This is a genomic window from Barnesiella sp. An55, assembly GCF_002161555.1.
Classification (GTDB): domain Bacteria; phylum Bacteroidota; class Bacteroidia; order Bacteroidales; family Barnesiellaceae; genus Barnesiella; species Barnesiella merdipullorum.
In genome coordinates this window covers 35427-47322 of the sequence record NZ_NFHZ01000018.1, presented here as the reverse complement: position 1 = coordinate 47322, position 11896 = coordinate 35427, and the positions used below count along the sequence as shown (strand labels likewise).

The window sequence follows — 11896 nt, the reverse complement described above, 5'->3', positions numbered from 1 at the left end:
GGGGAAGAGTCTCTCTCCGGCCTATGGTTTAGTTACCGTCGGGGACTACCGGCTCGATACGCATGTGGGCAGCCGGATAACGCAGCGTCAAACAGCTGGCCTCGGTCAACACCAGAGCATCGGTATTGCGCACACCCGATTTCTTCAGGTCGAGCTCTTGCGTGTCGAAGGGCACATGCGACCACTTCTGGATAAACTCGGGATCGAAGATAAAGCCATAGTCGCTCATGCCGCAATCGTCGAAGACCTCGGAGTAGAGCACATACAGTTTACCGAATTTCGACCGAATCTCCGAGAAGTCGATACCCCACTGTACCTTATCCTCGCGGGCCATTACCACCTTGGTCATCTCGATCTTGTTGATGCGACCGATAAACGACGAACCGCCAATGAGAATCTTGCGCTTGTTGCCACCGTTGCCCGTGAAGGCCTGGCGCATCATGTCGATGAGGTCGTTTTGCGTCATCTCTACCGACGGGTTATAGGTGTAGTGGTTGCCAGCCTGCCACCAGATACCGCCCGTGAGCATCACGTTCTCCTTCTTGCGGGGATCGAAAATCGTGTTCTTCACACCAAACATGAAGCTCTTTTCCATGCCCAGACGCATGTCATAGATGGCAGCCTCCTCGGCATCCGAGAAGTCCCACTCGACCTCCTTGTTGGCAATCTTCTGGAAGGTCGATTGCTCGATTTGCATCTTGAAAATCTGGCAGTAGTTCTGACTCTTGACAGGTAGAGCCGCAAACTGAGCCGTCTGCACGTCGAGCTCGGTAGCCGCGCGACCCATACGGATGAGAGGCGTGTTGGCCGGAATCGACGGCACACAGTTGGTTACCGTGCCAATCTTTGCCCCGTTGATGGGATAGACCGTGAGCGAACCGGTCTCCTCGTCTTTGGTCGAGATATAGAGCACCAGGTCGGCATTCGATTGCGTACCGTCGGGCTCATACCCCTTCACCCCCTGCACGAGAATCGTCTCGGACACCTCGAAGATGCTGTTGTCCACGGCATCGATCTTGGCCTTCTTGTGGGTGTCGTTGACAGACCCTTCGGCGGGTGCCGTATAGGCGGTCTTCAGGTACGACTTGGTAGGCTTCACATCGACCGAGTAGTAATCGACAATCATCGACGAAGCCTTGCGCGCTCCGTTCCAACGCGACAACTGATCAATAGGGGTGGACATGGGGCGGATGCGCACGATGCGTTTATCGACCTCGCTACGCAACAACGAGGGGCTACCTTCGCGCACGAGATCGGTCGTGAGCGGCTCGTTGGTCACGAGTTTGCCTCCCGACATACCGGGGATAATAGCGGCCAAAGCCAAGCCGCTGTCAAACAAGCTGTCCCAAAGCAGCCAGCAAACAATCAGGGTTACCACTCCCGCCAGCCACAGCAGCGGAGTTTTCCACTTCAACAAAAACTGTTTCATCTTTTCACTCAAATTTTTAATATTCAACATAAACATCGGTTTTCAAAAAAATTAGACATTCAGAGAATTAACTCACGACCCGGGCGGTGCGGCTACAAGTCCCACACACTGCGACGGCGACGATTGCCAAAGACCGGCGACAGCTCCGAGTCGGACCCGAAACTACCCCCGTTGCGCATGGGAGGCAACGAGTCGCCATCCCGCTCACGACGTTCGAAGACGATGCGTTCGTTGCGGCCCCGCACCTCACCGTCGCGCTCGGCACACGACAGGTCGCGGTCGTAATAGAGCCCTTTGAACAGCAAATTGAGCACCTCGTCATTCAATTCGCCCATGAACACATGGTTGCACAGGTGATATACCCGGTCGAGGAACCCCTCGAACTCGGCATCGGTCATTCCCTTCTCGGCCTTGAAGCGCTCCATGCAGCGGCTGCTCTTCTCCAGGTTGCTGCGCATCTCGGCCTCCAGTTCGTTGAAGCGGGCCACACGCGACAGATACTCGTCGTTGGCCCGGCGCACCTGAGCCATGCGGCTCTCGTCCTGGGCACAGTCGAGCATATCGCGACCGAAATAGCGCACACAGGCCACCAGAGCGTCGTCACCTCCAACCACATCCGAGATGAAAGCCCCCATCTTGGGGTTGGACATGAACAACTTGCACAGCTTGCTCTGGTCATCGGCCAGCCGCTCATAGCGTTCGTTGCGATACGAGTCATACTCCTCAAGCGCATCAAACAACTCATCGTCGTTGTTCAACTGCCGGGTAGGATAGCGGTTCAAAATCTTCTCCACAAGCAAATCGCGGGATTTCCGTCGATTGCGATCTCCTTTTTGATAATTCTTTTCCATAAAATTTACTGATTAGATTTCCCATATATGGTACCGCAAAGTAAGCCCCACGTTCTACCCTTTTTATGGCAGCTTCATACAAAGTAACCTGCAACCGGCACTCCTCTCTGCAAACAGCACGATCATCGTCAACGTCCAAATAAGTTCATCATCCACTATTTCCTTTTGTCACTACTTCACCTTTAACAAGATAAAATTTGCCTATGCAATCACCTTTGCTTATCTTTGCATGACACGATTACCCGGTGCCGCCCCACCCGTTGAGTCGGCGCCGTATCGACCGACAACTCAAACTAAATAACATATAACTATGGCTATCACACCGTTTAAGTATCAACCCATGTTCCCGCTGGGAGAAGATACGACCGAGTACTACCTGCTTACGAAAGACTATGTGTCGGTAAGCGAGTTTGAAGGGAAACCTATCTTGAAAATCGAAAAAGAGGGTCTCACCGCCATGGCCAACGCCGCATTCCGCGACGTATCGTTCATGCTGCGTCGCTCGCACAACGAGCAAGTGGCCAAGATTCTGCACGACCCCGAGGCCAGCGAAAACGACAAATATGTGGCCCTCACCTTCCTGCGCAACGCCGAGGTAGCCGCCAAAGGCGTTCTGCCCTTCTGCCAGGATACCGGCACAGCCATCATCCACGGCGAAAAAGGCCAGCAGGTTTGGACCGGATACTGCGACGAAGAGGCCCTCTCGCTGGGCGTTTACAAGACCTACACCGAGGAGAACCTGCGCTACTCGCAAAACGCTCCCCTCTCGATGTATGAAGAAGTAAACACCAAGTGCAACCTCCCCGCTCAAATCGACCTCGAAGCCACCGAAGGCATGGAATACCGATTCCTCTGCGTAACCAAAGGCGGTGGTTCGGCCAACAAAACATACCTCTACCAAGAGACCAAAGCCATCCTCAACCCCGCCACACTCGTGCCCTTCCTGGTTGAGAAGATGAAAACCCTCGGTACCGCAGCCTGTCCGCCCTACCACATTGCCTTCGTCATTGGTGGTACATCGGCCGAGAAGAACCTGCTCACCGTCAAGCTTGCCTCGACCCACTACTACGACAACCTGCCCACCACGGGCAACGAATACGGCCGCGCATTCCGCGATGTAGAGCTCGAGAAACAAGTACTCGAAGAGGCTCACCGCATTGGCCTCGGCGCACAATTCGGCGGCAAATACTTCGCACACGACGTGCGCATCATCCGCCTGCCGCGTCACGGCGCCTCCTGCCCCGTAGGTCTGGGCGTAAGCTGCTCGGCCGACCGCAACATCAAGTGCAAAATCAACAAAGACGGTATCTGGATCGAGAAACTCGACAGCAACCCCGGCGAACTCATCCCCGAGGAACTGCGTCAAGCCGGCGAAGGCAATGCCGTGAAGATAAACCTCAACCAGCCCATGAGCGAAATCCTCAAGGAGCTCGACAAATACCCCGTAGCCACCCGACTCTCACTCAACGGAACCATCATCGTGGGCCGCGACATCGCACACGCCAAACTCAAAGAGCGCCTCGATCGTGGCGAAGACCTGCCCCAGTACATCAAGGATCACCCCATCTACTACGCCGGTCCCGCCAAGACCCCGCAAGGCATGGCCTGCGGCTCGATGGGCCCCACGACAGCCGGTCGTATGGACCCCTACGTCGATCTGTTCCAAAGCCACGGCGGCTCCATGATCATGCTGGCCAAGGGTAACCGCAGCCAAGCCGTCACCGACGCCTGCAAGAAACACGGCGGCTTCTACCTGGGCAGCATCGGCGGTCCGGCCGCAATCCTCGCCCAGAACAACATCAAGAGCATCGAGTGCGTCGAGTATCCCGAGCTCGGCATGGAGGCCATCTGGAAAATCGAGGTAGAAGACTTCCCCGCATTTATCCTCGTCGATAACAAGGGCAACGACTTCTTCAAACAGATCAAACCCATCTGCCCCGCCCACAAATAATCCCGCGGGACACAAACCCTACTTATACCATCGGGGCTGCCTCATTGAAGAGGCAGCCCCGATGTGTTTTTTTATAAATATACCCCCAATCGTCATCAATATAGCGAACTATATTCCTATTATATAGAGTTATTTAACCAACAAAGATTCCGCTATTATTATTTGCTTAATTCAAGAATAATTTTTTTATTTGCAATATCGATTGAGCTAGACTCAATCAAAGACATTATTGGAAGAAGCGTCTATGCTTATCTTGTAAACGGAAACTTAGGAACTTTTCGATGAAGTACAAGGATAGCAGAGCGGTTCTACGTATATGCGTGAACTGTTTGCCTATTGTACTTCAGGGTTTCCTAAGACCTCCGTTTATAACGTGGCATAGCAGTCCACGCTTTTATTATATATACGCCTGACATGGACTGTGAAAGGCACAACGATATCAACCATGCCACCAAATTAATATTCCAGATTTATCTCTCATGTCCAATTGATACTTATACCCATAAATACTCACCTTAAATTGATCAAATACAAATATGAGAGCTCATAATGGCTATGCTCTCAAAAATAAAAGGGGACTTTATCATCGCAATAAGAAGCTAAAAAGGCATGATAATCAGATAAACGCACTCTACTTCCCTATATAATAGAGAAGGCCAAAACATCATTTATCGTTAATGCATCGCAATATTAGAAAGGATTAAAAACCGCTTAATAAGGCATGTATTATCTAAAAAAAATAACATATACACTATTACTATTATTTGCAGGAACCACAATTTATATATTGTTCCGGCAAAATATAATCTTTATGGAATGGCTCCCATTTAAAATTCGAGCTATTGAGATAGAGAGCGAGAATTTAGCACTACAACTATTTGCATACTCTCTTCCCGATGCTTTATGGTATGCCAGTCTATTGGTATTCATGTCAATGTTTATCAAGAATAATTATTTAAACTATTATATTTTATGCATTGCAATAGTACTACCATTTTTTTTAGAATTAGGTCAATACTTTAACCTTCTAAACGGGACTTTCGACATTTTCGACATCATCTTCTATTTTATTACTTTAATTATATGTCTATGGAAACTAAAGCTAAAAGATTTCTTATTACAAGTATTCAAGTATTAGGGCTCAGTACATTTCTTTTAATTGCTGCATCTTCTGCTTCAACCCAAAAACTCGATTATCGAGGAGCTGCCGTCGGTGCTGCTGCTGGCTATAACGGATACCTTTACATTGGAAACGCTTCATCAGAAAGTGAAGCCAAAGCCCTTGCAAAAGATAAAGGATATTCCTACTACGTATGGGATACCAAAAATGGTAATGTATATGCAAAATAGACCAAGCATTCTTATTTCCTTATCCTTGAATAGAAAAAGTAAAAGCATTTATTGCTATTAAACAATTTTTACTCCAATTCATTCAATACCGTAACATCAAAAAATCAAATGCCTATGAAACATGAAATCTAAACTAACTCACATATCATAACCAAACAAACATTTTTGCTTATTTCTGTTATAAAAAAAACAAATGGAGCAACCCGAAAAGCCACAAGTGAGTAGGGAATAATATCAAACACAAAAACAATGAAAAATTTGATTATGGCTATTATTGTAGTAGCTAGTGGAATGTTTTTCTCGTCATATGCGGGAGAACCTCTTAAAAACATATCTAAGTTCGAGACCTGTATTGCACAAAGAAAAGTTGTATTCCGCTCGACTCAACGGCTTAAAGCTAGAGATGGTCGGCAAATTTATCTTTTCAGCAATGGGAAATGCGAATTGTGGGATGGAGACAGACTCATCGTTACTACCACCTATACCCTGCAAGATGGAGAAGTAAGATTGCTTGATGAACAGGGAAACGCTGTTTACAAAGGCAGTTATCAATTGGCAAAAGACGGCCAACACATATCTACTCTTACCCTGTCTGGCACGATCTATTATCGAATATAATATGATATAAAAAGAGGACAGGCTTAATCAGTTTTGATTAAGCCTGTCCTCTTTTAATGTTTCTCCCCGATGTAGATGGTGCAGGCACCAAAAGTGAGCCGACGGCAATAGCAGTGGTCGAAACCGGCGCGGCGGAAGATGTCGAGCATCGCCTCGCCCTGCGGCACGGCAGCGACCGAACGGGGCAGGTAGCTGTATGCGCTACGGTCTTTCGACACGAGTCGACCTACGAAGGGGATAAAGGTATAGGTATAGAACTTATAAAGCTGGCGGAAGGGGAAATGCTCGGGGGTCGACAGCTCGATGACGCACAACGCACCGCCGGGCCGAAGTACCCGGTACATCTCGCGGAAGCCGGCTTCAAGGAGCTCGAAATTGCGCACCCCGTAGGCTACGGTCACCACATCGAAACTGTTGTCGTCGAAATCCATCGACAGACAATCCTGTACCTCGAAGAGGATACGGCGCTGGGCATTGCGCTTGACCGCCTTCTCGCGGGCAATCCGCAACATACCCTCCGAGAGGTCCACGCCGATAATCTGGTCGGGGTTGAGTCGCTCGTCGAGCAGCAAGGCCAAGTCGCCCGTGCCCGTAGCCACATCGAGCAGACGACGGTGGGGATAGCGGCGCAACATCTTCACGGCTACCCGTCGCCACCAGCGGTCTATGCCCACGGTCATGGTGCGGTTCATCGCATCGTAGGCCGGCGCAATGGAGTCGAACATCTCGCGCACCTGCGTGGTCTTGTCGGTCTCCTCGTTATAGGGTTTTATCTCTTCTGCCTTATAGTCCATTCGTGATATGGTCCTTTCCCCGCTCGTTTATTTCTTGCGGCTGTTCAGGAAATCGGTCACGTTCTTCTCGATACGGGCGGCCAGGTCTTCGCCTTCGGCTTTGACAAACTTCTCGCCCACGATGTGCTCGTACAGTTCGATATAGCGATCCGACACGCTGTTGCAATAGGCCTCGGTCATCTCGGGTACCTTCTGACCCTCTTTGCCCTGGAAGCCGTTTTGAATCAACCATTGGCGAACAAACTCTTTCGACAGCTGACGTTGCTCTTCGCCACGGGCCAGACGCTCTTCATACCCATCGGCATAGAAGTAGCGCGAAGAGTCGGGCGTGTGAATCTCGTCGATAAGGATAATCTTGTCGCCAATCTTACCGAACTCATATTTCGTATCTACGAGGATGAGCCCCTTTTGAGCGGCCATCTCGCAACCACGTTGATAGAGAGCCAGGGTGTATTTCTCGAGTTGCTCGTAGTCCTCGCGCGAAACGATGCCGCGGGCAATGATTTCGGCTTTCGAGATATCCTCGTCGTGACCCTCGGCAGCTTTGGTTGTAGGCGTGATGATGGGATGCGGGAATTTTTCATTCTCTTTCATACCCTCGGGCATGGTCTCGCCACACAATGTGCGGTTACCGGCCTTATATTCGCGCCAGGCATGCCCCGTCAAATACCCCCGCACAACCATCTCGACCTTGAACGGTTCGCAACGCAAACCCACAGTCACCATGGGATCGGGAGTAGCCACTTTCCAGTTGGGAAGGATATCGGCCGTAGCGTCCAGGAATTTGGCGGCAATCTGGTTCAGCACCTGTCCCTTGTAGGGAATACCCTCGGGCAGAATGACGTCGAAGGCCGAGATGCGGTCGGTCACCACCATCACCAGCAACTCGTCGTCGATGTTATACACATCGCGCACTTTACCATGATATACACTCTTTTGTCCGGGAAATTTGAAATCGGTTTTTACCAAAGCATTTTTCATTTCTGTAATACTTTTTCTGTTTATAATATAGTCGTTGTTTGTCTTCTCAAAAGACACCACAAAGATACAACATAAAAACGAGATAGTGCATGAATAACACATATTAAGAATGGCCGAGACTCAACTATCTCGGCCCACCCGGTACCACCCGGCAACCTCGTGCCACGAACGGCTCTACCCGAGAGTTCACGCCTCGCCCTTCTCCTGGGCGGCAGCACGCTCCTGCTTGCGGGCCTCGGCAGCCTTGCGCAACTTCTCGTCGTGCTTTTCATAGGCCTCGACGATGCGCTGTACCAGTTTATGGCGCACAATATCTTTCTTGTTGAACTCCACGCGGGCTATCCCCTCGACATTCTTCAAGACGCCTATCGCCTGCACCAGTCCCGAAGTCTGCGAGGCCGGCAGGTCTATCTGGGTCATATCGCCCGTGACTATCATCTTGGCGTTCATGCCCAGACGGGTGAGAAACATTTTTATCTGGTGCGTCGTAGTGTTCTGCGCCTCATCGAGAATGATAACCGCATCGCTCAACGTGCGGCCACGCATGAAGGCCAAGGGGGCAATCTGTATCACGTTCGACTCCATGTATTCCTTCAGTTTGGCTGCCGGAATCATATCTTCCAACGCATCGTAGAGCGGTTGCAGATAGGGGTCGATCTTGTCTTTCATGTCGCCCGGCAAGAAGCCCAGCTTCTCGCCGGCCTCCACAGCCGGACGGCTCAAGATAATTTTCTTCACCTCCTTGTTTTTCAGTGCCTTCACCGCCAGAGCGATAGCCACATAGGTCTTGCCCGAACCGGCCGGCCCCAGGGCAAACGTGAGGTCGTTATGGGCAAAGGCCTCGACCAGTTTCTGTTGGTTGGGTGTGCGCCCCGTGATAGGTTTGCCGTTCACCCCATAGATAATAAGGTTCTCCTGGGGCTTCACGGTCTGCGGTTCGTCTCCCTTGATAATGTCGATGATTACCTCTTCGCTCAACTGGTTATACTCGGCACAATATTTCTCGAGCTGCTTGATCTTCTGTTCGAAGAGTTCGGTCTCCTTCTCGTCGCCGATTACCTTCATCACATTGCCCCGGGCGGCGATGCGCACCTTGGGGAAAAGATTTTTAACTACCTGCACGTTGGCATTGTTCACGCCATAAAAAGTCACCGGATCGACGGCGTCCAATATAATTACTCTTTCTATCATTCGGTTGTTTCCTGTTCTTGCCCCCAACTCTTACCCCCACCGTGCATCACCCGGCAGAATCACTGCCGCACACACAGTCCCGGTACAGTCTGGGCTACTCTTGCAAAAGTAAAAAATTATCTGCTTATTTCTCAAAACAAAGAGGGATAATTCATCGACAACTTTTCGAGAAAACCCTCGGTGAGCCGCGACACGGCATAGTCGCCTATCTGTCCGACAGCAATGCGCACATAACCCGGCATGGCGGGTTCCTTCTCGGTCTCGACCACATAGAACCGGGCATGGATGATGCGGTGCGAAAGCACATGTTTGCAGGCATATACCTGGGCCGAAACACTCACCCGTCCGGCCCCGGCAAACAACGAAGCCCACGCCTCGCCCTGTTGCAGGCTATCGAGCGGCTCTTCCTCGGCCGTCTCGATAAGCGGCAGTTCATACAGGTTGCGCCAGATGTCGCGTCCCTCGCGCCGACGCAGCCACGTATTCCCCTCGTGCCGCACATAGAAGTAGTTGAAGTATCGGGGCTTCACCACCGTGCGCCCCTGCTTCACCGGAAGCTCATCGACTCTGTCCGTTGCCAGAGCCATACAGCGGTCGGCAAAGATACATCCGCCGCACTGTGGCGAACGGGGCACGCAATAGAGCGCCCCAAACTCCATCAGTGCCTGGTTGTATCCGCCGGGATTTCTCCGGTCGAGCAACTCGTCGGCCAAGGCGGCAAATACCTTTTTCCCCTCGGTCGTGTCGATGGGCACATCAATGCCATAGATGCGCGAGAGCACCCGATAGACATTGCCATCGACCACCGCATGAGGCAGCCCGTAGGCAAACGAAGCGATAGCCGCCGCCGTGTAGTCGCCTATACCGGGCAGCGAACGGATATCGTCGTAGGTCGTGGGGAACTCACCGCCAAACCGCTCGACCACCTGCCGGGCGGCAGCCAGCAGATTGCGGGCCCGGCTGTAATAGCCCAACCCCTGCCACAGCTTCATCACCTCGTCGTCATCGGCAGCAGCCAACGACCGCACATCGGGAAAACGCGACACAAAGCGGTTGTAGTATTCATACCCTTGCACCACCCGGGTCTGCTGCAAGATAATCTCCGAAATCCATATACGGTAGGCATCGGTAATGCCCCGCCACGGCAACACCCGGTGATTTTGTGCATACCAGCGATGCAAATCGGCCGCCAGCGGAGCGACCGGCTCTTTCGACAATTCTTCTCTGTTTTTCATATTTCCATGCAAAGATAGGCGTGTAGGCCTATTGAGTCAAAGAAAAGTAAATAAAATAAAGCCACACAAAAAAGAGGCTGTTCAAAACCACTTTTTCCGATTTATCGTTACATTTGCAAACACACCTAATTCTGTTTTTATGACCAACGACAAGCTACGCATATACAGCGGTGACTGGAAGACCCTCCACCCCTATACCGGGTCGGCTCCTACCGATCTCTATTACATCACCCTGTCCAACAAAGTATTGGCAGCCATCCGTCCCATCGAAGAACTGCTCGCCGATGACGACTATCGCAAGATCGACGACTCGGAGCAGAAAGAGCTCGCCTGTATGCTCACCGCCTACTTCGAAGATATCATCTCGCAAACCGGTATATTCCAGGCATTCTCCCGGGTTTATCACCGGCAATACGGGAAATACCTTCCCTTCTACACCCTCGACAGCGACTACATCCCGGGCGAAATCAACATCGAGGATATCCAGTTCCTCATCTGGCACTACCACATGCAGCTCAACAATCTCGACGTGGCCTATTCGCCCGCGCTCGATACCTTTGCCGCCATAGCCGCCGATGTCATGGCCCTGTTCGAGACCGAGTACGAAACGGCTCCCGAAAACGAAAAACTGATCCACTACTTCCAACTCGACGAGAAAGAGCAGCACAACCTCTATGCCCTGCACTCGCGCTTCCTGTGGCTCTGCACCCAGTCATACCTCTTCTCCAACAACGGATTCCTGCTTGAAGACCAGGCCGAATCGCTGGCCGACGAAGCCAAAGAGGCCGACCTCAAAGAACAAATCCCCGACATGGTCAACCAACTCTGCAACGACTTTGGCTTCAACCAGGTGACCGAGTTCATGCGCCTCACCCCGCCCCGCTGGCTGGCCGAGGTGCTGGGCGAATCGTCGCCGCTCTATGCCTCGCTCATGAGCATGGGGCACAAATATACCGGCTATTACCGATACGAAGGGGGCAACGACCAGGTGACCCGTTTCCGCCACATTGCCAGCGACCGGGTACTCGAGGTGACCAACCGCTCACTCGTGGGGTTGCCCCGAAACATGAAAGCCCCCTCGCTCATCCTCCGCACCGGCTTTGTCGAATGGAACGGCCAGTGGTGGCTCTCGGGCCAGATTACCAGCTATGAAGACAGCGAAGACCTCATCGGGCAAATCACCGGCGACGACGACGAATACAACCTCTTCGAGCCCGACGACGAGCTGCCCGACGACGAGCAACAGGTTATCCTCACCGATATCCTCGCGACCACCGAAGGCGAAGACGGACAGACTCTCGACGAGTCGGATACCGCCTGGCAAGCCCTGCTGAGCGACGAGATAGGCGAAGAATTCTTCATCGCCCAGGTACGTGCCGGCCAGATCAAAGGGCTCTGCTTCTACGACGACCCCGGCAATCTGCTGCTCGACAACCTGCGTTTTGTCACCGAATATGTAAAACGATAGACAACATCGAGAACATTATCCCAACCAT

Annotated in this window: 10 protein-coding genes; 4 read left to right on the top strand and 6 right to left on the bottom strand. The window is 51.7% G+C overall.

Annotated features, from left to right (window positions below):
• Positions 1-28: 28 nt before the first annotated feature.
• Together B5G10_RS10955 and B5G10_RS10950 are read right to left on the bottom strand one after the other, a co-directional pair.
• Complete coding sequence (locus tag B5G10_RS10955; RefSeq protein WP_241147760.1) at positions 29-1429, bottom strand: DUF5309 family protein; 1401 nt, start codon at positions 1427-1429, stop codon at positions 29-31.
• Positions 1430-1521: 92 nt separating this feature from the next.
• Positions 1522-2280, bottom strand: a complete 759-nt coding sequence (locus B5G10_RS10950) for a hypothetical protein (RefSeq protein ID WP_143241134.1) — start codon at positions 2278-2280, stop codon at positions 1522-1524.
• Between the two features lie 310 nt (positions 2281-2590).
• On the opposite strand from B5G10_RS10950, the gene B5G10_RS10945 reads away from it, so the two are divergent.
• The 3 genes from B5G10_RS10945 to B5G10_RS10935 all read left to right on the top strand — a co-directional run bounded on the left by B5G10_RS10945 (position 2591) and on the right by B5G10_RS10935 (position 6199).
• A complete protein-coding gene (locus tag B5G10_RS10945; protein WP_087424764.1) occupies positions 2591-4231 on the top strand; it encodes a fumarate hydratase in 1641 nt (546 codons plus the stop codon).
• Positions 4232-5320: 1089 nt separating this feature from the next.
• Positions 5321-5581: a hypothetical protein gene (locus B5G10_RS12620; RefSeq protein WP_143241133.1), complete on the top strand. Its 261-nt coding sequence runs from the start codon at positions 5321-5323 to the stop codon at positions 5579-5581.
• Between the two features lie 249 nt (positions 5582-5830).
• The gene (locus B5G10_RS10935) at positions 5831-6199 is read left to right on the top strand and encodes a hypothetical protein (protein WP_143241132.1); all 369 of its coding nucleotides are present in this window, start codon (positions 5831-5833) and stop codon (positions 6197-6199) included.
• Between the two features lie 53 nt (positions 6200-6252).
• On the opposite strand, the gene ubiE is transcribed toward B5G10_RS10935, so the two are convergent.
• From ubiE to mutY, 4 genes are all read right to left on the bottom strand, one after another.
• The gene (gene ubiE, locus B5G10_RS10930; RefSeq protein WP_087424761.1) at positions 6253-6993 is read right to left on the bottom strand and encodes a bifunctional demethylmenaquinone methyltransferase/2-methoxy-6-polyprenyl-1,4-benzoquinol methylase UbiE; all 741 of its coding nucleotides are present in this window, start codon (positions 6991-6993) and stop codon (positions 6253-6255) included.
• A gap of 27 nt (positions 6994-7020) precedes the next feature.
• Entirely contained in the window at positions 7021-7974 is a 954-nt protein-coding gene (locus B5G10_RS10925; RefSeq protein WP_087424760.1) for a phosphoribosylaminoimidazolesuccinocarboxamide synthase, read from the bottom strand.
• 186 nt (positions 7975-8160) lie between these two features.
• The gene (locus tag B5G10_RS10920; protein ID WP_087424759.1) at positions 8161-9165 is read right to left on the bottom strand and encodes a PhoH family protein; all 1005 of its coding nucleotides are present in this window, start codon (positions 9163-9165) and stop codon (positions 8161-8163) included.
• 131 nt (positions 9166-9296) lie between these two features.
• Positions 9297-10400 carry an A/G-specific adenine glycosylase gene (gene mutY, locus B5G10_RS10915; RefSeq protein ID WP_087424758.1) on the bottom strand — a complete coding sequence of 368 codons (1104 nt, stop codon included), beginning with the start codon at positions 10398-10400 and terminating at the stop codon, positions 9297-9299.
• A gap of 139 nt (positions 10401-10539) precedes the next feature.
• Here mutY and B5G10_RS10910 point away from each other — a divergent pair, with 139 nt between their 5' ends.
• The gene (locus B5G10_RS10910) at positions 10540-11868 is read left to right on the top strand and encodes a DUF3843 family protein (protein ID WP_087424757.1); all 1329 of its coding nucleotides are present in this window, start codon (positions 10540-10542) and stop codon (positions 11866-11868) included.
• Positions 11869-11896: the final 28 nt, after the last annotated feature.

Excerpts from the sequence above, each read along its gene's own strand:
- B5G10_RS10925 (WP_087424760.1), bottom strand. The coding sequence starts at position 7,974 with ATGAAAAATGCTTTGGTAAAAACCGATTTCAAATTTCCCGGACAAAAG.
- B5G10_RS10920 (WP_087424759.1), bottom strand. The coding sequence starts at position 9,165 with ATGATAGAAAGAGTAATTATATTGGACGCCGTCGATCCGGTGACTTTT.
- mutY (WP_087424758.1), bottom strand. The coding sequence starts at position 10,400 with ATGAAAAACAGAGAAGAATTGTCGAAAGAGCCGGTCGCTCCGCTGGCG.
- B5G10_RS10955 (WP_241147760.1), bottom strand. The coding sequence starts at position 1,429 with ATGAAACAGTTTTTGTTGAAGTGGAAAACTCCGCTGCTGTGGCTGGCG.
- B5G10_RS10945 (WP_087424764.1), top strand. The coding sequence starts at position 2,591 with ATGGCTATCACACCGTTTAAGTATCAACCCATGTTCCCGCTGGGAGAA.
- B5G10_RS10950 (WP_143241134.1), bottom strand. The coding sequence starts at position 2,280 with ATGGAAAAGAATTATCAAAAAGGAGATCGCAATCGACGGAAATCCCGC.
- ubiE (WP_087424761.1), bottom strand. The coding sequence starts at position 6,993 with ATGGACTATAAGGCAGAAGAGATAAAACCCTATAACGAGGAGACCGAC.
- B5G10_RS10935 (WP_143241132.1), top strand. The coding sequence starts at position 5,831 with ATGAAAAATTTGATTATGGCTATTATTGTAGTAGCTAGTGGAATGTTT.
- B5G10_RS10910 (WP_087424757.1), top strand. The coding sequence starts at position 10,540 with ATGACCAACGACAAGCTACGCATATACAGCGGTGACTGGAAGACCCTC.
- B5G10_RS12620 (WP_143241133.1), top strand. The coding sequence starts at position 5,321 with ATGGAAACTAAAGCTAAAAGATTTCTTATTACAAGTATTCAAGTATTA.